General features: G+C 63.4%; 20 protein-coding genes and 1 pseudogene. 7 read left to right on the top strand and 14 right to left on the bottom strand.

The features are described from left to right. Positions 1 to 18: 18 nt before the first annotated feature. Together DC31_RS10545 and dapA are read right to left on the bottom strand one after the other, a co-directional pair. A pseudogene (locus tag DC31_RS10545) lies at positions 19 to 1,693 on the bottom strand (ribonuclease J). 67 nt (positions 1,694 to 1,760) lie between these two features. After that, the gene (dapA, locus tag DC31_RS10550; protein ID WP_036279657.1) at positions 1,761 to 2,738 is read right to left on the bottom strand and encodes a 4-hydroxy-tetrahydrodipicolinate synthase; all 978 of its coding nucleotides are present in this window, start codon (positions 2,736 to 2,738) and stop codon (positions 1,761 to 1,763) included. Positions 2,739 to 2,812: 74 nt separating this feature from the next. Between dapA and DC31_RS10555 the strand changes: the two genes are divergently transcribed. Next, positions 2,813 to 3,346 (top strand): NUDIX domain-containing protein, encoded by a 534-nt coding sequence (locus tag DC31_RS10555; RefSeq protein WP_036279660.1) that lies wholly within the window; start codon positions 2,813 to 2,815, stop codon positions 3,344 to 3,346. 43 nt (positions 3,347 to 3,389) lie between these two features. Here the strand turns inward: DC31_RS10555 and DC31_RS10560 are convergent, their stop codons facing one another. Genes DC31_RS10560 through DC31_RS10570 form a run of 3 tightly spaced genes read right to left on the bottom strand, consistent with a single transcriptional unit; the run spans position 3,390 to position 5,433 of the window. Then, positions 3,390 to 4,151, bottom strand: coding sequence for an SDR family NAD(P)-dependent oxidoreductase (locus DC31_RS10560; protein ID WP_036279662.1), 762 nt, complete (start codon positions 4,149 to 4,151; stop codon positions 3,390 to 3,392). Then, positions 4,151 to 4,627 carry a dihydrofolate reductase gene (locus DC31_RS10565; RefSeq protein WP_036279664.1) on the bottom strand — a complete coding sequence of 159 codons (477 nt, stop codon included), beginning with the start codon at positions 4,625 to 4,627 and terminating at the stop codon, positions 4,151 to 4,153. The genes DC31_RS10560 and DC31_RS10565 overlap by 1 nt, the downstream gene beginning before the upstream one ends. Continuing rightward, the gene (locus tag DC31_RS10570; protein WP_036279911.1) at positions 4,624 to 5,433 is read right to left on the bottom strand and encodes a thymidylate synthase; all 810 of its coding nucleotides are present in this window, start codon (positions 5,431 to 5,433) and stop codon (positions 4,624 to 4,626) included. The genes DC31_RS10565 and DC31_RS10570 overlap by 4 nt, the downstream gene beginning before the upstream one ends. A gap of 113 nt (positions 5,434 to 5,546) precedes the next feature. Between DC31_RS10570 and DC31_RS10575 the strand changes: the two genes are divergently transcribed. From DC31_RS10575 to DC31_RS10585, 3 genes are all read left to right on the top strand, one after another. Next, on the top strand, positions 5,547 to 5,996 hold the full coding sequence (locus DC31_RS10575) for a thioredoxin family protein (protein ID WP_051606728.1): 450 nt from the start codon (positions 5,547 to 5,549) through the stop codon (positions 5,994 to 5,996). After that, positions 5,993 to 6,574 (top strand): DUF4395 domain-containing protein, encoded by a 582-nt coding sequence (locus tag DC31_RS10580; RefSeq protein ID WP_036279666.1) that lies wholly within the window; start codon positions 5,993 to 5,995, stop codon positions 6,572 to 6,574. Before DC31_RS10575 ends, DC31_RS10580 begins: the two co-directional genes overlap by 4 nt. Before the next feature lie 74 nt (positions 6,575 to 6,648). Beyond that, on the top strand, positions 6,649 to 7,074 hold the full coding sequence (locus DC31_RS10585; RefSeq protein WP_036279668.1) for an OsmC family peroxiredoxin: 426 nt from the start codon (positions 6,649 to 6,651) through the stop codon (positions 7,072 to 7,074). A 9-nt stretch (positions 7,075 to 7,083) separates the two neighbouring features. On the opposite strand, the gene DC31_RS10590 is transcribed toward DC31_RS10585, so the two are convergent. The 6 genes from DC31_RS10590 to DC31_RS10615 all read right to left on the bottom strand — a co-directional run bounded on the left by DC31_RS10590 (position 7,084) and on the right by DC31_RS10615 (position 14,730). Continuing rightward, positions 7,084 to 7,545: a hypothetical protein gene (locus DC31_RS10590; protein ID WP_327036851.1), complete on the bottom strand. Its 462-nt coding sequence runs from the start codon at positions 7,543 to 7,545 to the stop codon at positions 7,084 to 7,086. 14 nt (positions 7,546 to 7,559) lie between these two features. After that, positions 7,560 to 8,306, bottom strand: a complete 747-nt coding sequence (gene dapB, locus DC31_RS10595; RefSeq protein ID WP_036279672.1) for a 4-hydroxy-tetrahydrodipicolinate reductase — start codon at positions 8,304 to 8,306, stop codon at positions 7,560 to 7,562. Between the two features lie 116 nt (positions 8,307 to 8,422). Continuing rightward, positions 8,423 to 9,025, bottom strand: coding sequence for a histidine phosphatase family protein (locus tag DC31_RS10600; RefSeq protein WP_036279676.1), 603 nt, complete (start codon positions 9,023 to 9,025; stop codon positions 8,423 to 8,425). 94 nt (positions 9,026 to 9,119) lie between these two features. Further along, positions 9,120 to 10,148, bottom strand: a complete 1,029-nt coding sequence (locus DC31_RS10605; RefSeq protein ID WP_036279679.1) for an aldo/keto reductase — start codon at positions 10,146 to 10,148, stop codon at positions 9,120 to 9,122. A gap of 211 nt (positions 10,149 to 10,359) precedes the next feature. Continuing rightward, a complete protein-coding gene (locus DC31_RS10610; RefSeq protein ID WP_036279682.1) occupies positions 10,360 to 12,636 on the bottom strand; it encodes a polyribonucleotide nucleotidyltransferase in 2,277 nt (758 codons plus the stop codon). A 168-nt stretch (positions 12,637 to 12,804) separates the two neighbouring features. Then, positions 12,805 to 14,730 carry a GDSL-type esterase/lipase family protein gene (locus tag DC31_RS10615; RefSeq protein ID WP_235201433.1) on the bottom strand — a complete coding sequence of 642 codons (1,926 nt, stop codon included), beginning with the start codon at positions 14,728 to 14,730 and terminating at the stop codon, positions 12,805 to 12,807. Between the two features lie 154 nt (positions 14,731 to 14,884). Here DC31_RS10615 and DC31_RS10620 point away from each other — a divergent pair, with 154 nt between their 5' ends. Beyond that, entirely contained in the window at positions 14,885 to 15,493 is a 609-nt protein-coding gene (locus DC31_RS10620) for a DedA family protein (RefSeq protein ID WP_036279685.1), read from the top strand. A gap of 21 nt (positions 15,494 to 15,514) precedes the next feature. Beyond that, positions 15,515 to 15,691, top strand: coding sequence for a DUF5302 domain-containing protein (locus DC31_RS18440; protein ID WP_160173222.1), 177 nt, complete (start codon positions 15,515 to 15,517; stop codon positions 15,689 to 15,691). Positions 15,692 to 15,742: 51 nt separating this feature from the next. Here DC31_RS18440 and DC31_RS10625 read toward each other — a convergent pair whose 3' ends face one another. Together DC31_RS10625 and DC31_RS10630 are read right to left on the bottom strand one after the other, a co-directional pair. After that, positions 15,743 to 16,387, bottom strand: coding sequence for an FMN reductase (locus DC31_RS10625; RefSeq protein ID WP_036279690.1), 645 nt, complete (start codon positions 16,385 to 16,387; stop codon positions 15,743 to 15,745). 2 nt (positions 16,388 to 16,389) lie between these two features. Then, positions 16,390 to 17,589, bottom strand: coding sequence for an LLM class flavin-dependent oxidoreductase (locus tag DC31_RS10630; protein WP_442921890.1), 1,200 nt, complete (start codon positions 17,587 to 17,589; stop codon positions 16,390 to 16,392). Positions 17,590 to 17,735: 146 nt separating this feature from the next. On the opposite strand from DC31_RS10630, the gene DC31_RS10635 reads away from it, so the two are divergent. Beyond that, entirely contained in the window at positions 17,736 to 18,908 is a 1,173-nt protein-coding gene (locus DC31_RS10635) for an acyltransferase family protein (RefSeq protein ID WP_051606730.1), read from the top strand. Here DC31_RS10635 and efeB read toward each other — a convergent pair. Next, positions 18,881 to 20,176, bottom strand: coding sequence for an iron uptake transporter deferrochelatase/peroxidase subunit (gene efeB, locus DC31_RS10640; protein ID WP_036279696.1), 1,296 nt, complete (start codon positions 20,174 to 20,176; stop codon positions 18,881 to 18,883). The genes DC31_RS10635 and efeB overlap by 28 nt on opposite strands. Between the last annotated feature and the right edge of the window lies 1 nt (position 20,177).

A 20,177-nucleotide genomic window follows, 5' to 3' on the forward strand; every position in this document is an offset into this window, starting at 1 on the left:
GCTTTCCGGCCGATCCGACTATGCCTCGATGACGAGCGGAACGATCATCGGGCGACGACGCAGCTTCTGGTTCACCCAGCGGCCGATCGTGCGCCGGACCACCTGCGAGAGCGCATGCGTGTCGCGGACACCGTTACCGGAGGCCTCCTTCAGCGCCGCCACGATCTTCGGAATGACGTCGTCGAACACGGCGTCGTCCTCTGCGATGCCGCGTGCATGAATTTCGGGGCCGCTGATGATTCGACCAGTTGCCGCATCCACCACGATGATCACGGAGACGAAGCCCTCTTCGCCGAGCACTCGTCGGTCCTTGAGGTCAGCATCCGTAACTTCGCCGACGGACGAGCCGTCGACGTAAACGAAGCCGAGGTCAAGCTGACCCGCCACGCGGGCCACGCCGTCTTTGAGGTCGATGATCGTGCCGTTCGACGCGATGAAGGTGTTTTCTTCAGGGACGCCTGTTTCGTGCGCGAGCTTCGCGTTGGCGATCAGGTGGCGGTATTCGCCGTGCACCGGAAGGACATTCTTGGGCTTGAGGATGTTGTAGCAATACAGCAACTCTCCGGCCGCAGCGTGACCCGAAACGTGCACCCGGGCGTGGCCTTGTGAACCACGTTCGCGCCGAGCTTGGTGAGCCCGTCAATCACGCGATAGACGGCGCTCTCGTTACCAGGGATGAGGCTGGATGCCAGGATCACGGTGTCGCCCTCACCGGGCTCAATCGCGTGATCAAGGTTCGCCATCCGGCTGAGGACGGCCATCGGCTCGCCCTGCGAACCCGTCGACATGTAGACGATCTTGTCCTCGGGGAGGTCTTTGGCCTTCTTATAGTCGATGAGGACGTTATCCGGAACTTTGAGGTACCCGAGGTCTGCAGCGATGGTCATGTTGCGCACCATACTGCGACCGAGCAGCGCGACCCGACGGCCGTTCGCATGCGCAGCATCAAGAACCTGCTGTACCCGGTGCACGTGGCTGGAGAAGCTGGCCACAATGACGCGACGCGGAGCCTTGGCGATCACCTGATCAAGGACCGGACCGATGGAACGTTCCGTCGGCGTGAATCCGGGGACGTCGGCGTTGTCGAGTCGACCAGGAACAGGTCGACTCCTTCCTCGCCCAGACGTGCGAAGGCACGAAGATCAGTGAGACGGTCATCGAGCGGAAGCTGGTCCATCTTGAAATCGCCAGTAGCGAGGACAAGGCCAGCGGGAGTTCGGATCGCGACAGCCAGGGCATCCGGGATGGAATGGTTGACAGCGATGAACTCAAGATCGAACGGACCGATCTTCTCCTGCTGACCTTCCTTCACCGTGAGAGTGAACGGCTTGATGCGGTGTTCCTTGAGCTTCGCTTCGATGAGCGCAAGCGTGAGGCCGGAACCGATCAGCGGGATGTCGCTCTTCAACCGGAGCAGGTACGGCACAGCACCGATGTGATCCTCGTGGCCGTGCGTGAGCACTACACCGACGATGTCGTCGAGGCGGTTCTTGATTGGCTCGAAGTCGGGCAGGATCAGGTCGACGCCGGGCTGGTGCTCCTCGGGGAACAGCACGCCGCAGTCGACGATCAGGATCTTCCCGTCGTACTCGAACATGGTCATGTTGCGACCGATCTCGGCGAGGCCACCGAGCGGAGTTACCCGCAGGGTTCCTTCGGCCAGAGGTGCAGCTTCAGCGATGGGAATGGACATTCATGTCTCCTCAGTCGGACACACGTCGTGCCCGTTCGTCTTATGGGCGCTCGACGCGCCCGTCGTCTCAGCGCGTTGTGCCGTGCACCTTCGGCAGGGCGCCGCCGGCGGCCGCGTTGCGGTCGGGGCGGAAGTTCGAGAAATCGGCGCCAGCAACATCCTTGACGAGCGCGAGTTCGTCTTCGATGAGCGCGGCTTCCCACTCCTCCGGCCCCACCAAGGGAAGCCGAACGCGAGGGCTAGAAATGCGGCCGAGACCGTGCAGGATGTATTTCACTGCCACAGTGCCGGGAACGTGGGTCATGGTGGCGCGAACCAGCGGCTCAAGGCTCTTATGCGCGGCCGTCGCGGCAGCAAGGTCGCCACGGTTGACTGCGTCCACCATCGTGCGGTACGGCGTCGCGGTGATGTTACTCGTCACGCCGATTGTTCCACTTGCTCCGATTGCAAGGTGCGGCAGGACATTTGGATCGTCGCCGGAGAAGTACATCAGGTCTGTCTGGTTGAGTACCCGACTGACCTCGCTGAAGTCGCCCTTGGCATCTTTCACCGCGAGGATGTTCGGGTGCTTTGCCAGGCGCACGATCGTCTCATACTTGATTGGCACGCCGGTGCGGCCGGGGATGTCGTAAAGGATGACCGGGAGATCTGTGGCGTCTGCCACCATCCGGAAGTGTGTAAGGATGCCAGCCTGCGTCGGCTTGTTGTAATAGGGCGTGACGATCATGATGCCGTCAGCGCCAGCCTTTTCGCTGGCCTTGTAGAGCTCGATCGCGTGCGCAGTCTCGTTGGAGCCACCCCCAGTGATGATGGTGGCTCGGCCAGCTGCGACAGATTTGCCGACCTCTACGAGCTTGAGCTTCTCAGGATCCGTGAGGGTCGAGGTCTCGCCGGTCGTTCCGGTCACGACGATGCCGTCTGCACCAGCGTTGATCACGTCGTCGATGTGCTTCTCGACACCGTCCCAGTCGACTTCACCGTCGGCCGTCATCGGAGTGACCAGCGCGACAAGAACCTGTCCGAATGGGTTGCCCGAATGCGTCATGTTCCCAGGGTATCGGTGTTGAGCCGCTCACCGCGACGCCAGCTGCGCACAGCCCTGCCGATAGAGTCGGGGCCATGACCTGGCGCACCAACCACTCCCGGATCGTTTATGAGAATCCTTGGATCTCGGTGCGAGAGGATGCCGTAACCGGGCCCGCCGGCGATGGAATCTACGGGGTCGTCACGCTGCGCCACCCTGCTGTGTTCATCGTCGCGTTGGACGAGCAGGACCGGGTATGCCTCGTCACACTGGATCGGTACACGGTCGGCCGCTCGGTTGAGGTGCCCGCCGGCGGCAGCGACGGCGAAGACCCGCTGATCGCCGCACAGCGCGAGCTGCTCGAAGAGACCGGCATGCAGGCCGCGAGTTGGACCGCTATCGGCAAAATGAACGCGTTGAACGGCGTCACCATCGCTCCCGAATACGTCTTCCTCGCACAGACGCTGACCGCAGCTGAAGGCTCAGCGCAAGAGGAGGAAGGGATCGACGAAGTCTCCTGGGTGCCCTTCGACGAGGTTCTGCAGATGGTCAAGGACGGACGCATCGCCGACGGAGAGACCGTGGCAGCACTCGCCTATGCGGGAATCCACCTCGGCCGCTTCCGCTGACTCTGAGGCTGACTCCGAGAGACAGCCGCGGCTCCGCACCGCTTCACATCCGCCCGCGACGCCCCGCGCCTGCCAGCAACGACGACGGCAGAATGCGCGTTGCCGCCACAATCGCCTTGTAGCGCCAGGACGGTACTGACAAGGCCTTGCCGCGTGCCGCGTCGCGAAGCCCTTCGCGCACAACGGTGCCGGCATCCAGCCACATCCACGACGCGATGCCTTCCTCGCCACGAGCGAGTCCCATCCGCTCATGGAAGCCCGTGTGTGTGAATCCGGGGCAGAGCGCTGTGACCGTGACGCCATCGCGAGAATACTCGGCGTTCGCCCACTCGCTGAAACCGACCAACCAGTTCTTGGAGGCAGCGTATGTCGATCGAGGAATGAATGCCGCGACCGACGCCACGTTGATGATTCGACCGCCGCGTCCGCGCATCGAACCGAGCGCCGCATGCATGAGTCGCATGGGCGCCTCGACATGGATGCGCAGATGCCTCACCTCATCATCGATGTCGTTGTCCGCGAAGTGCAATGGCAGACCGAACCCGGCATTGTTGATCAAAAGATCGATCGGGTGCGCTGCATCCGCGAGCCGTGCCACCACCCGAGACATTCCGGCCTCTTCGACGATATCCGCGACCAATACTTCTACCGAGATGCCGTGGTTGTCGCGCATTTCACCAGCAAGGTTCTCGAGGGTATCGCCCGACCGCGCCACGAGAACGAGATCCGCACCGCGCTCAGCCAGCTGGTGGGCGAACTCCGTCCCCAGCCCGGAGCTTGCTCCGGTGATCAGTGCAATCGGCATCAGCGCTCGTATCCGAGGAAACGGTAGCGGATGCCGGAACTCGAGGTCTGCCACTCGCCATCGTCGACCAGCCGCCAGCCGGTCTTCGATGGGGCGAAAGCATCGCCCTCAACGTTGACGTCGAGTTCGGTCACTTCCAAGCGGTCTGCGTCAGCGATGACCTGGCTGAAAATCTCCGCGCCGCCGATGATCCACACTCGATCGAGCCCCCGCACCGCCTCGGACACGTTCGCCGCACGACGCGCACCGTCTACCTGCCAGTCCTGCTGCCGGGTGATGACGATGTTCTCGCGTCCGGGCAACGGTCGAAAGCGTTCCGGAAGAGAGTCCCAGGTCTTTCGTCCCATCACGACGGGGGCGGTGAGGGTGATCTCCTTGAAGTGTGCGAGGTCCTCTGGCACATGCCACGGCATCCCACCCTCTGCACCAATGACGCCGCCAGCCGCCTCTGCCCAGATCAAGCCGACCCAGGTCATACCGCCACCACCGCGCGAATCGGCGGGTGATGCTGATAGTCCTCAATGATGAAGTCAGAGAAGTCGTAGTCGAATACCGACTCCGGCTTCCGCGCGAAGCGGAGAGTCGGATACTCATACGGCTCGCGGGTCAGTTGCTCGCGGACCTGCTCAAGGTGATTGTCGTAGATGTGGCAGTCGCCACCGGTCCAGACGAAGTCGCCGAGTTCGAGGCCGGTCTGTTGCGCGATCATCATTGTCAGCAGCGCGTAGCTGGCGATGTTGAACGGTACGCCGAGGAACATGTCGGCACTGCGCTGATAGAGCTGGCACGACAGCTTGCCATCGGCGACGTAGAACTGGAACAGTGCGTGACACGGCGCCAGCGCCATGTCAGGAATGTCGGCCGGGTTCCACGCCGACACGATGAGGCGCCGCGAATCGGGGGTAGCTCGGATCTGCTCAATCACCTGGGCGAGCTGGTCGATGTGCCCGCCATCCGGGGTCGGCCACGACCGCCACTGCACGCCGTAGACCGGGCCGAGGTCGCCATATTCATCGGCCCATTCATCCCAGATCGTCACACCGTTGTCTTGCAGCCACTTGACGTTCGATTCGCCCCGCAAGAACCACAGCAACTCGTACGCAATGGACTTGAAGTGCACGCGCTTGGTGGTGATCAGCGGAAACCCCTTCGCGAGGTCAAAGCGGATCTGCCGACCGAAGACGCTGGTGGTGCCAGTGCCGGTGCGATCATCTTTGTGTGTGCCGGTATCCAGCACATCTCGGAGCAGGTCTTCGTACGGCGTGGGGACGGCTGCGCTCATGACTGCCACGATACCGGCACACTGCGTCGGCAGGCGTTGGCAAGCGGATGCTGTCACGCGTCATCGTCTGACACATCGGCCCTCGCCGCGTCTTGACGGCTTATTCTCGTGAGATGCCTGTCTCCACTGCACTCCTCATCGCTGGGGCGCTCGTGGTGCTTGCCGTCATCGGCGGGTTCGGGATGCGGATGCTGGATGGTCGCCTTCGCTCAGGCGGTGACCTGCGCGTTCGCGCTGATGATCTCAGCGGTGCCGTGCTGGCTCCAGGAGCGACGCTCGTACAGTTCAGCACCGAACTGTGCGCGCGCTGCCCACAGGTGCGACGACTACTCAGCGAGATCGCCGAGAGCCGTGGCGGTGTCGAGCACGTAGAGATCGACCTGACGAATCGTAACGACCTTGCGAGTCGGTACCACGTGCTCCAAACTCCGACGACTTTCCTGGTCGATGCATCCGGAGCAGTGCTTTCCCGCTGGGGAGGCGTGCCTGACAGGCGCGCAATCAACGAGGCACTCGCCTCCCTCAAGCCCCTCGCGACCCTCCAGAACCAGGAGCAGAGATGACTCAGCCCACAGCTATCGACCCGCGGGGTCCGCGCTTCGCGGCGACGATCACGTCCGTGCTGTTGCTGGTGGCAACCGTTCTCGCGCTCACGGGGATCTCGACCGCGCGAGACAGCAGCGCCAGCTTCGGCTGGTTCGCCTACCAGCCGCTCGCCGATGCCACATTCGCTCCCGGTGCCGGTTGGGCCGTGCAGGTTGCGACCGTCGCGCAGCGAGCCCTGGATCCCGGATTCGTGCTGCTCGCGATCATCGCGCTGCTGTTCTTGTGGGGCGTCGCATCTCCTGCCACCGCCCCGTGGGGCGCGCTCTTCCGCCGCGTTGTGCGACCGCGCCTCGCGCCGCCGACTGATTTGGAAGACCCGCGCCCGCCCCGCTTCGCGCAGGGAGTCGGCCTGGCGGTCGTCACAATCGGCCTGTTGCTGCACCTGATCGGCGTGCCGTGGGCGTTGCCTGCTGCCGCAGGTGCTGCCTTTATCGCGGCGTTCCTCAACGCCGCGTTCGCGTTCTGCCTCGGCTGCCAGCTCTACCTCCTGCTTCAGCGCGGTGGAATCATCGGCAAGGCGGCGCCGGCGGCGTAACTCGGAGGGTTTCCTGCAGACGTCCCGGTCGATAGGCTGACCGGACACCCTGCCCACGACATCCGGAGGAAATCATGCCCGTCACCAGTGAAGCAACCACCACCTGGACCGGTTCCCTTTTCGAGGGATCAGGTACCGTGCAGTTCTCCTCGTCGAACCTCGGCACCTTCCCGATCAACTGGAAGGCCCGCAGCGAAGGCTCTGACACCACGACGACTCCTGAGGAGCTCATCGCCGCCGCGCATTCGTCGTGCTTCAGCATGGCGCTTTCGAACGCGCTCGCCGAGAACGGCACCCCGCCAGAGCGCGTCAACACCAGCGCCTCTGTCACGTTCAAGCCGGGCGTCGGCATCAGCGGCAGCCACCTCAACGTCAACGCAACGGTTCCGGGCTTGACGCAGGAGCAGTTCCAGGTGATCGCCGAAGGCGCGAAGACCGGATGCCCGGTCTCTCAGGCGCTCAGCGGTATCGAGATCACGCTTGAGGCGACGCTCGCCTGAGCCTGAGCCTCACCTCTGGGCCTCATCTCCGAGCGGAGGGCGTGGTTGCGCCTTCCGCTTGGAGAGCGCAATAGCAGCGCGGATGCTGCCACGAGCGTCTTTACGTCGGCCAGCGGCATCCTGCACGACTCCGAGACGATAGCGCGCACGCCAGTCGTCGTCGGCAGCGTCAGCCGCAGCTGCATAGCGCTGGATGAACGGCTCCGCATCAGCCTTGGCGATACGGCCGCTGGGCGTCAATTCCGTCTCGGCCTCGGGCATGCCACCCTCGGAGTCGAGTAGCGTCCCGAGCTTCTCTGCCTGCACACCGAACTGAATCTCACGTACGAGCGCCCAGACGCCGATCAGTGGCAGCACGATCAGAGCGACGCCCATGGCGATACCGATCGGTTCACCGCTCGCGATGAACAGCACCGACTTCTGCCCCATGAGCACGAAGTAGAGCAGCAGGGCGGCTCCGATAACAGCCACCCCGACCCGTGCCATCACGAGCGGGCCTGGATGCCGATATCGATGATGTTCTCGAGTCCGACGACCACGCCGCGCGCTTCGAGCGCGAACGGCACCGCGAGACGGATGCCCGGGCCATAGGCCTGCGCGGAGTCCACCGTGTCATGCGTGATGGTGAGGGACTCCCCCGCACCCGACAGAATGACATCCTGACGGGCAATGACTCCGGGGCGGCGCAGTGAGTGGATCGGCACGCTGGCGACCTGCTGGCCACGAGCACGCTGATCGGCGTGCGGGGCATTGACCGGCCCCTGGTCCGCTCGAGCGGCCGCGATGAGCTCAGCCGTCCGCACGGCGGTACCACTGGGCGAGTCGATTTTGGTATCACGGTGGGCTTCGATGATCTCGACAGAGGGGAAGAACGGCGCTGCCGCCGCGGCAAGGGCTGAGCCCAATGCAGAGCCCAGCGAGAAGTTCGGAATGAAGACCGCACCAGTCTGGGCTGCCTCGACGAGCGGCCGCACGAGCGCAATGCGCTCCGCCGACCAGCCAGAGGTACCGATGAGAACGTTGATGCCGAGTTCGATTGCCGCGCGAACCACATCGATACTCACCTGAGGAGTTGTCGCATCGATCACAAGATCGACGCCCTCAAGGTCGCGCAGATCGCTTGAGGACGTGAGCACTCGCGCAACCTCATAGCCGTCTAACTCATTGATCACCGCGTGGATGATCCCCCCGAGCTTTCCGGATCCGCCGACAAGTGCCACCTGCTTGGTCATGTCTTCAGTCTATTCAGCGGAGGGTATGACGAGGTCGTTCCGCGCGGCGCGGCGGAAGAGCGCTAACCCGAGGTATTCGAGCCTCCAGCGGGACACTCACCTCAGCCGCCGGCACGTCAGACGGGCATCTGCTCTGGAAGGCCAGTGCGCAGTTCCATCGGCAGATGAGCCAGGTCGTTGTGCGTGAGCAGCGTCCACGGCCGGCCCTGCTTCTGAGCGATTACGGTGAGCCCACAGTTCGCCTGGTTGAGGGTCATCCATCGCCACTCGGGTGCGCCGAGGACTTCGCGGACGAACCATGAGATCACGAAGTTGTGCGTGATGAGCACCTCGTGCACCTCACCCTGCTTGCGCACCAGGAACTCGTTCACTGCATCGGCCATCTGCGCGCGGCCAGCCTCTACCTCGGCCTCTGTGAGGGCGCCGAAGAACGGCTCGTATACCGCGGGTGTTTCGTCGGTCATGCCGGTCGGCACGCAATCGAAGAGCAGCGCTCTCGGGACGGGGCTGACGGAGGGAAGTCGCTCAGCGATCGTTCGAGCCGTCTCGGTGGCGCGAATCAGCGGTGAGTGCCACACCGAATCGAGGGGAAGACCGGAGAGTCGATCAGCGATCGCTTCGGCCTGCCGCACGCCCCGTGGAGACAGGGGTCCATCATCGAGTCCGTGTTCTGCGTCTTGCTGCTCGCCATGCCTGACCAGATAGATGTAATGCGTCACAACCCACTCGCTTCGTCGTCGGCGCCCCTCGGCCAGGCTTCATTCCACCCTATGTCACACCTGTGACACGCGTATGAACTTGCGGCGACAGAACTCAGTTTCCCGCGCGCGTCAGCTCGGCGACCTGCGCTCGAGACAAGCTGATTCCCGCGCCCTGCATGAGCTCATCCACATGTTGAGTAGCGAAAGCGTTGACAATCGGCGCAACAATCGTTCGCTGCGCGAGCAACCACGCGATCGACACCGCAGCGACCGGCGCGGCAAGATCGCTGGCTACCTGGTCGAGCGCGCGAAGAATTCGGGTACCACGCCGGTTCAGATTTCCGCGCAGTTGCTCGCCACGCACGCCCTGCGAAACCATTGCTTTGCTGCGATGACGACCGGAGAGAAAACCGTGCTCCAGTGCATGCGAGGGCGTGACGGCAAGACTCTGAGCGCCAGCAACAAGCCGCAGATCGCCCTCGAACGCCTGCCGACGAATCAGGTTATAGGGCTCGTCGAGCACCTCGATGCGCGGGTAGCCTGCGGCCGCGAGAATACGCGCTTCGACCAGACGCTCTGGGGTGAAGCGGAAGGCGCCGACAGCACCGATCTTGCCCGCCTCGCGAAGCCACTCGACGGTCGCAAGGGTGTCTTCGAGGTTGGTGGTCTGATCAAGGGTCGCATCCAGGTGCAACACCTCGATCCGCTCAATACCCAGCCGGGTGAGTGACCCCTCTACGGCGCGCACGAGGTTCACCGATCCGAGACCGGGATTGTCTTCGTGAGCACCAATGCGCACGCTCAGAAGAGTGTGGTCACGACTGTTTCGTGAACTCAGCCACTGGCCGATAATGTGCTCACTGCGGCCACCGGAAAATCCGTCTGCTGTGTGAATCGAGTTACCACCGAACTCGACATAGCGGTCAAGAATCGCGTGACTCGTCTCAAGATCGACGTTCCAGCCGAACTCTGCCGCACCCAACATGAGCGGAAACGTCTCGAGACCCGTTTCACCGAGCGCCACACGAATGCTTTCTCCGACGCCAGGGCCGACAACGGGAATCGGGGCCGAAGGATGCGCGAGCGCGGCTTCTTGCGTGCTCGATGACTGATCAGCTGCACCTGTGCTGAACAGTTTCATCCTTTTCCACCTCCGCGCATGTACCGGCTGTCACCGGCGTGCTATGCACGCACCCCCCCGGTGCGTACTTTGAGACTAAACGAGAACGGCAACAGCCCCGGTCATTGCAGCCAACTGCAGTCAAACTTCGCATAACGTTTTGATTACATCAGATACGAAAAAGGCCCGGATTACGTTCATAAGAACGAAATCCGGGCCAAGTCGTTGCAGATTAGGCTTCGGCCGTCTCCGCCTCAGACGCAGCTTCTGCCGCCGGAGCCTCGTCGATGACGGGCTCAAGCGACAGCTTGCCGCGGTCATCGATCTTGGTGATCTTCACGAGAATCTTCTGGCCGACGGAGAGCACGTCATCGACGTTCTCGACCCGCTTGCCACCGGCGAGCTTGCGCACCTCAGTGACGTGCAGCAGACCGTCCTTGCCCGGGAGCAGTGAAACGAACGCACCGAAGGTGGCGATCTTGACGACCGTACCCAGAAACTGTTCGCCAATCTCGGGGTTGGTCGGGTTGGCGATCGCGTTCACCTGAGCGCGAGCAGCCTCTGCCGACGGACCATCGGTCGCGCCGATGTAGACGGTGCCGTCCTCCTCGATGGAGATCTGCGCGCCGGTCTCGTCCTGGATCGAGTTGATCGTCTTGCCCTTCGGGCCGATCAGCTCGCCGATCTTGTCAACCGGGATCTGGACGCTGATGACGCGAGGCGCGGTCGGCGCCATCTCGTCAGGAGAGTCGATCGCAGCGTTCAGAACACCGAGGATCGTCAGACGCGCGTCGCGTGCCTGAGTCAACGCGCCAGCAAGCACGTCGGAAGGAATGCCGTCGAGCTTCGTGTCGAGCTGGATGGCAGTGATGAATTCGCTGGTACCGGCGACCTTGAAGTCCATGTCGCCGAGGGCGTCTTCCGCACCGAGGATGTCAGTCAGCGCCGCATAGCGAGTCTGACCGTCAACCTGGTCCGAGACCAGACCCATGGCGATACCGGCGACGGCTGCGCGCAGCGGCACACCCGCGTTCAGCAGCGACAGCGTCGAGGCGCAAACCGAGCCCATCGACGTCGAGCCGTTGGAGCTGAGAGCCTCAGACACCTGACGGATCGCGTAGGGGAACTCTTCGCGGCTGGGCAGCACCGGCATGAGCGCGCGCTCGGCGAGGAAGCCGTGCCCGATCTCACGACGCTTCGGCGACCCCACGCGACCGGTCTCACCAGTCGAGTAAGGCGGGAAGTTGTAGTGGTGCATGTAGCGCTTGGAGGTGGTGGGCGACAGCGAGTCGATCTGCTGCTCCATCTTCAGCATGTTCAGCGTGGTGACACCCATGATCTGGGTCTCGCCGCGCTGGAAGATCGCCGAACCGTGCACGCGCGGGATGACCTGAACTTCTGCGTCTAGCGCGCGGATGTCTGCAAGGCCACGGCCGTCCATGCGGACGCCCTCTGCGAGGATGCGGCCACGAACGATGCCCTTGGTAACGGACTTGTACGCGCCCGAGACGTCACTGAGTGCGGATGCCGGCAGCGTGCCAGCTTCTACAGCAGCAGCAACCTCAGCCTTGATGCGGTCCTTGACCTGGTCATCAGCAGTCTGACGCTCAACCTTGTCGGCGATCTGGTAGACCTTCTCAAGGTCGGCGGTCGCAGACGCGGAGATGAAGTCGTAGGTTGCCTGCTCGTACGCCGGGAAGACCGGGTACACGCCAGGTGCCTTCGACGAGTGTGCGGCCATCTCGGCCTGCGCCTCGACGAGCTGCTTCAAGAACGGCTTAGCAGCCTCAAGGCCGCCAGCGACGATCTCTTCATTCGGCTTGACTGCGCCGCCCTTGATGAGGTTCCAGCTGTTCTCGGTGGCCTCAGCCTCGACCATCATGATCGCGACATCGTCGGTGCCGTCGGCGTTCTTTACGACGCGGCCGGCAACCATGAGGTCAAAGACAGCTTCTTCGACCTGCGCCTGGTTCGGGAACGCAACCCACTGGTCTGCATTCTCGCCCTGGCCGGGGATGAGCGCGAGGCGGACGCCTGCGATCGGGCCGGAGAAGGGCAGGCCGGAGATCTGCGTCGACGCGGAGGCCGCGTTGATCGCAAGAGCGTCGTAGTACTCGCCAGGAGCGATCGAGAGAACGGTGATGACGATCTGCACCTCGTTGCGGAGGCCGTCAACGAACGACGGGCGCAGCGGACGGTCAATCAGACGGCAGACCAGGATGGCCTCGGTCGAGGGACGACCCTCACGGCGGAAGAACGAACCGGGGATCTTGCCTGCAGCATACGAACGCTCTTCAACGTCGACGGTCAGCGGGAAGAAGTCGAATCCTTCACGCGGGTGCTTGCCCGCGCTGGTTGCGGAGAGCAACATGGTCTCTCCGTCGAGGTAAGCCGCAACCGAACCCTGGGCCTGCTGAGCGAGGCGACCGGTTTCGAAGCGGATGGTGCGAGTGCCAAAGCGGCCGTTGTCAAGAACGGCCTCGGCGGCAGTGATTTCAGGACCTTCCAAGAGGTCTCTCCTTCTTTGTTTAGACTCGTCCGTCCGTGTGACGGGCGAGCGTACATGTGAAATTGATCGAACTGCAGAGCAGTCCGCGAATAGCCTATCAGCGCGACCATGGAATACCCCGATGAACTGGGCTGATGGTGGACCATCACCGCACTTGCGTTAGCAAGTTCAGCGGACCTCGACGTCGCGCATACTGGACGATCGTCCGATGTAGACGTAGTCGTCGTGCTTGGCGATGCGACCGTCGCCCGCCACGCGTCCGCGCATGCGTCTCCATACCCATGGCAGCGCGTGCGAGCGCCACCATGCGGCCCGGGTCGTGGCATCCACGTCGTGAAGCACCTGGTCCAACACGCCAAGCGTCTCTGCGTGCGGAACGCCGAGCATCTCGCCCACGCGGTACGCGAGGAAACGATGGCCGCGGCTGCTCAAGTGCACGAGGTCCTCACCCCAGTTCGGCCGCGAAGCGAGAGAGGGATGCAGGTCAGTGTCCAGCAGCATCGCGCCGGTGCGCTCGGCAATGCCGACAAGTCGACTCGAGAACTCCGCGAAGCGAGCGGTGAACAGGCGTGCAGCCCGGCGGTCGGGCAGGAAGGGCGTGATGAGCACGACGTCGGCGCCATCATCGCGGAGCGTCTGCACGGTCTTCTCAAGCGATGCGGCGAGCGCAGCAACATCGGCGTGCGACTTCACCAGATCGTTGGCGCCGATCAGGATCGACACCAGGTCTGGGCTGAGCTCTCTCGCCCTGGCGAGCTGCTCTCCACACACGTCGCGCACCCGCCGTGAACGTACGGCCAGGTTTGCGTAGTGCAGTCCCCCGCGCGCGGCGAGCAAGAGTGCGAGGCGATCGCCCCAGCCGCGGAGCGCTCCGTCCGGTGCGGGGTCGCACAGCCCTTCTGTCAGCGAGTCGCCGAGCGCGACGTAGCGCTGCCAGCGGCGGCCGGTAGTCGACGCTGGCGACTCTGGGCGTCTCGTCCGCGAGAAACGCAACTGGCGGTCGAGGCCGTGCAACTCTTGCGCTTCTTCGAAGTGCCCGAGCAACTGATCACAGACTGCGTGCCAGCTTCGCCCTTCCACAGCCGTACGTCCTGCTTCTCCGAACGCGCGACGCTTGCGTCCATCACCCGCAAGGTCGGCCACCCGCATACGGAGGTCGTCGAGATCGCCCGGGCGGTACAGCCAGCCGTCAACCCCCATCCGGACGAGGTCCAAGGGGCCGCCGCGGCCGGTCGCAACAATCGGCACTCCGCTGGCGTGCGCCTCTTGAAGCGTTTGACCGAAGGTTTCGCTCTCCCCCGGATGTACGAAGATGTCGAACGACGCCATCGCTTGCGCGAGCGCATCGCCGTCGAGGTGGCCGAGGAAGACCGCATCCGGCATCAGTGCCTGCAGTCGCAGTCGCGACGGCCCTTCCCCGACGATCACGAGTCGCACTCCCGGAAGCTGGTAAACGACTCGCAGATCCTCAACCTGCTTCTCGGCCGCCAGCCGGCCGACGTACCCGACGATCACCTGACCGGTGCTCTCGCGTTGCCACTGCTCATCGCGTCGCGACGGGTGGAACCGCTCAGCATCCACCCCTCGCCCCCATCGACGGATGCGGTCGACGCCGAGCGAGGTCAACTGATGCTCTGACTCACTCGATGGCGCGAGTGTGAGCGTTGCTCGGTGATGCAGTCGGACGATGTGGTTCTGCGCGAATGAGGTGGTTGCGGCCACCCGATATCGCTCGGCATATGCGGCAACGTCCGTCTGATACGCCGCCACCGAAGGGATGCTTCGACGGGATGCCGCGAGCACCCCCCGCCAACCGAGAGCGAAGGGCGAAGCCAGATGGACCACGTCAGGTTTGAAGCGGTCCAACGATTCGGCGACGCGATGCGCAGTGACAGCGCCAACGCGCACGTTTCGGTACCCGGGCAGCGCCAGGCTCGTCACCGGTTCGATGGGAGTCCCGTGCATCTCTCGCGGGATCCCCACGGCATCCGGTGCAATGACATGGGCTTGGTGGCCCGTGCGTTCGAGGTGGCGCAGGATCTGCAGCACAGACCCTGTCACACCGTTCATGTGTGGCAGGAAAGACTCGGTCACGATTGCGACTCTCACAGATTCAGAATGCCCCGCCCGGTCACCGTTGCCGCGCCGATATACGCGCAAGAACCGAGAGTTCACCCGTTGCACGACTTTCCTTCACCGGCTGTCTTCGATTCGGTTCCCGTTCACATCCGACCGACACAGTGAGAGCGTGAATCTGGACTTCCTCGCAGATACAGCGACCGGACCATGGGGCCTGGTGGTGATGGCGTTGCTCGTTCTCGGCGACGCGTTCTTTGTCGTCGTACCGGGCGAGATCGCCGTGACGGCGATGGGTGCGCTCTCGATGGACACCGGGAGTCCTGCGCTCTGGGCGGTGATCGCCTCTGCAACGGCGGCCGCTGCAGCCGGCGACCTCCTCTGCTACTGCGTCGGTCGCTGGGTGGGCCTCGAGCGATGGGCGTGGATGCGAGGCGAGCGTATCCAGCGCGCGCAACAGTGGGCACGAGATCGCCTGGCCGCAAGAACAGCGCTGGTACTGTTCACCGCCCGCTTCATCCCCTTCGCACGCCTTGCCATCAATCTCGTCGCTGGAGCCACGCGAATTCCTCCCCCACGCTATGCAGGGCTGGTCCTCGTCGCTGCGACCGGATGGGCGACGTACCAGGCTGCCGTCGGTGCGCTCTTCGCGGCTGTTCTCCCCGGCGCCCCTATCGTGGCAATCCTGGTGTCGGTTGCGGCCGCGATCATCCTTGGCGCGCTGATCGATCTACTGATCAACTGGCGCAGTCGCAGGCGCGAATCTTCCCCGGCCGTGTGATCGTCGCAGTAGGCTGATCCTATGAGCACTGAAGAAGGCGCCACCTCCTCTGAGGACATGAAGCGCAAGTTCAAGGAAGCGCTCGAGAAGAAGAACGCACATCACCGCAATGGTGAGTCGCACCTGGATGGCGATTCCTCCATCCAGGCGGGGAATGCTCCCCAGACGCGACGTGAGTTCCGACGCAAGAGCGGTTGACCACGAATGCGGGCCGCCCCGGAAGGGACGGCCCGCATTTCTCTTCGCTGGTTACTCCCCTGCGAGGCCACCGAGCAGGTGCCCGAAGGAGCGTCCTTCCCCGAGGTAGTTTGCCGGGTCGAACGGATCATTCGAGACGACGACTTCTTTGCGAGCGATAGCTTCTGCCAACTCACGGGCGCCCTTCTCGACGCGCTTGGCCAGCGGTGCGACATCGTCGCCTGCGCCGCCCCAGTCACTTGAGGCCGCGAACACTCCTGTGGACACCGTCTCTGCGTGGAGGTAGGCAAACAGTGGACGGATCGCATAGTCGATTGCCAGCGAGTGGCGCGGTGTTCCGGCGTTCGCGCCGATCAGCACCGGCTTGCCGGTAAGCGCATCCGGGTCGAGCACATCGATGAACGACTTGAACAGCCCGGAGTAACTGGTGGAGAAGATCGGCGTCACGGCGATCAGCGCATCCGCTGAATACACGGAGTTGAGAGCCGATTCCAGCGGCGCTGGGGCGAAACCGGTGAGCAGGTTGTTAGTGATGTCGTGCGCGAGGTCGCGCAGTTCAATCACGTCCACGCTCGCCTCGATGTCGCGCTCCGCGAGCTCTCGGACAGTTTCAGCGGCCATCCGGTCAGCCAGCATCCTGGTCGACGACGGATTTGAAAGTCCGGATGAGATGACAGCAATACGACGTGTGCTCATGCTCACGCCTCCTTCCGGCCGAGGCCAAACGCGGCACCTGCAGGCGTCGGAGTGTCTTGATAGGGCGAACCACCCGTGAGGTTGTCGCCGCGGTTCGCACCGGGACGAGCCTCGCGAGTCGGGCCATCGCCGTACACAGCGCTGACACGAGCGGCATGGGTCGGAGCATCCGGCACATTCGCCGGGCGGTTCTTTGCAAGCTCCTTGCGCAGAACCGGAACGACCTCGCCACCGAGAATATCGAGCTGCTCGAGCACGACCTTCAACGGCAGGCCCGCGTGGTCCATGAGGAACAGCTGACGCTGGTAGTCACCGTAGTAATCGCGCATCCCGGCGTAGCGGTCGATCACCTGCTGCGGTGAGCCGACCGTCAGCGGCGTCATCTCGGTGAAGTCCTCCATGCTCGGACCGTGACCGTAGACGGGCGCGTTGTTGAAGTACGGACGGAACTCGTTGATGGCATCCTGCGAGTTGGCACGCATGAATGCCTGACCGCCGAGGCCGACAATCGCCTGCTCTGGGGTGCCGTGACCGTAGTGCGCGTAGCGCTGGCGGTAGAGCTCGATGAGGCGCTGGTAGTGCTCCTTCGGCCAGAAGATGTTGTTCGCGAAGAATCCGTCGCCATAGTAGGCGGCCTGCTCTGCGATCTCCGGTGTGCGGATCGAGCCGTGCCACACGAAGGGGGCAACGCCGTCAAGCGGACGCGGGGTCGACGTGAAGCCCTGCAGTGGGGTGCGGAACTTGCCTTCCCAGTCCACGACGTCTTCGTGCCACAGCTTGTGCAGCAGTGCATAGCTCTCGATGGCGAGCGGAAGGCCCTGGCGGATGTCTTTGCCGAACCACGGGTAGACCGGGCCCGTGTTTCCGCGGCCGAGCATGATGTCGGTGCGCCCGTCAGAGATGTGCTGCAGCATCGCGAAGTCTTCGGCGATCTTCACCGGGTCGTTCGTGGTGATGAGCGTCGTGGAGGTCGAAAGGATGATGCGTTCAGTCTGAGCGGCAATCGCCGCGAGAGTCGTCGACGGAGAAGATGACCAGAACGGCGGGTTGTGGTGCTCACCGACGGCGAAGACGTCCAGACCGACCTCTTCGGCGTGCTTTGCGATAGTGATCGCGTCTTTGATCTTCTGACCCTCACTCGGTGTCTCGCCCGTCACAGGGTTCTGTGTGACGTCGCTGACGGTGAAGAGGCCGAACTGCATGCCCGAGGTGTCGGTCTGCTCGCTCATGATGTGCTCCAGAATTCTCGAGGCGGATGCTGTTGTCATCCGAGTCTATGCAAATGAATGTATATGTGACAACACGTGCTGTGCCACTTTATTCCCGTCGCGCCCGGTAACCTCAGAGAATGAGCAGTGCGGCACAGACTCCGGCGGGCCCGATCACCGGCAGCCTCTCTCGGCCGCGCCGTCGCGTGCCGTTCTGGGACAACGCCCGGTACGCCTGCATCGTGCTGGTGGTGCTGGGGCACGCGATCCAGCGCCTCACCTACGACTCCGATATCGCCATGGCTATGTACCTGACGATCTACGCGTTCCACATGCCGGCATTCGCGATCATCGCGGGATACTTCTCCAAATCCGCACCGCCCTCCAGACGCCAGATGGCACGGGTGATCACCGACATTCTCGTTCCGTACGTCATCTTCGAACTGCTCTGGACGCTCACGAAATGGCTGGTCGAAGGCCAAGTCGACCCGAACCTCACCAAGCCGTCATGGACGCTGTGGTTCCTCCTCGCCCTCGGCATATTCCGGCTGGTTCTGCCGTATCTTGCACTGCTGCGCTGGCCACTGGCGTGGAGTCTGCTGATCTCGATCGGCGCCGGCTACCTCCCGAACGTCGACAGCACGTTCTCACTCTCACGCACGCTGGGCTTCCTGCCGTTCTTCGTACTGGGCTGGTGGCTGCGAGAGCACGATTTCGTCAATCGCTTGCGACTTATTGACTTCCGCCCCTGGTGGTTGCGCGCTATCGCCGTCGTTCTGCTCGGCGCAAGCGCTTTCGTCGCCTGGAACTGGGTGGGAGTGTGGCGAAACATCAACCTCGACCAGTGGTTCTTCTATGCCGACTCTTACTCGGACCTCGGCAACGATGTGTGGTGGTCAGGGGGCGTGCGTCTGCTGTTCATCGTGCTGGGCGTGGTACTGACCAGCGCATTCTTCATACTGATCCCCCGGCGCACACAGTGGTGGACGCGCTTCGGTCAGTACACGATGTACGTCTACCTGCTGCACTCCTTCGTGCTGTACCCGTTCCGTGAGTCCGGCATCCTGCGCGACGCAGAGCCGACCTGGATCTGGCTGCCGGCCGTGATCGTGCTGGCAGTGGCTATTTCGCTCGCGCTCGCGACCGGCCCTGTTCGCTGGGTATTCCGCCCGCTCGTCGAACCGCGGGTGCGCTGGCTGTTCTCGAACGCGAGGCTCTCGGCAGACACGTCACGTCGTGACGATCCGACCGGGTCGCGACGTCCCGCGGAGCGGCCGAAGCACGATCAGTCGAAGAGCGACGCACCAACATAGGAACCCGGCGCAGCCCCTGGCGGGACTGCCCAAATCCCGGATCCGACGTGGCGGATGTACTCGTTCATCAGGTCGGTCGAAAGCTGCCGCTGCAGCGTGACGAACTGTTCGGGATCCCGCTGATACGACAAGAAGAACAGCCCTGCATCGAGCCTTCCGAGCGCGCTGTTGCCGTCGACGTAGTTGTATCCACGTCGAAGAATTCGCACGCCGTCGTTCAGCGTCGGATGGGCGAGCCGCACATGGCTGTTCACGTCGATCGAAGAGCCCTTGAAGCTCGGCTCGGTGAACTCGTCGCCTCCCGACAACGGTGCGCCCTGGCCCTTGTCACGCCCGATGATGCGTTCCTGCTCGGCCAGTCGAACCCGGTCCCAGGTCTCCACGATCATCGCGATCTTGCGTGCAACGAGATAGGAGCCTCCCTGCAACCAGTTCGGATCGTCGGATGCCGCCACCCAGACATGATCGTCAAGGGCAGCAGTGTCATCCGCGAGAATGTTCGCCGTGCCGTCTTTGAAGCCGAAGAGGTTTCGCGGTGTCGCCTGGTCCGTGGTGGTGCGTGAGGTCCGCCCGAAGCCGAGCTGAGACCAGCGCAGCTTTGCCCGTCCGAAAGCGATTCGGCTGAGGTTGCGGATAGCGTGAACCGCGACCTGCGGATCATCGGCGCAGGCTTGGATGCACAGGTCGCCATCTGAGGCGTCCGGGGCCAGATCGTCACCAAGGAATCCCGGGAGACGCTGCAGGCCCACGGGCCGGAGGCTCGCGAGACCGTAGCGGTCACCATCCGCGTTCTCGAAGAGGCCAGGTCCGAATCCAAAAGTGATCGTGAGTCCGCTTGCTGCGAGCCCCTGCGCCTCGCCGGTGTCATCTGGGGGCGTCTGTGCGTCGCCGCTGACAGCACCGGTCGCGCTGACATCAAGCCCCTGCGTCATGCGGGATGCCGCGTACGTCCAGTCCTGCAACAGTGTCACCAGATCATCACGGTCTGTGCGCGGCATCATGTCGAAGGACGCGAAGTGCAGGTGATCCTGCACTGGCGTGGTGATCCCCGCCTGATGCACGCCGAAGAACGCGTAAGGTTCCGTGCTCTGATCGGCGCGAGCAACAGCGGCGCCGCCAGCGAAACCTGCACCAGCACCCACAGCAAGTCCCGCAACGCCGCTGCCGATGGCGAGGCCAAGGAGGCCTCGCCTGCTCAGGCCGGCCGGTGCGAGGGAGGGCGCCGCGTCATCAGACGGCGCATCCTGCTGCTCAGATCGCTCAGTCACG

It is taken from the genome of Microbacterium sp. CH12i, from assembly GCF_000685355.1.
In the GTDB taxonomy this organism is placed as follows: domain Bacteria; phylum Actinomycetota; class Actinomycetes; order Actinomycetales; family Microbacteriaceae; genus Microbacterium.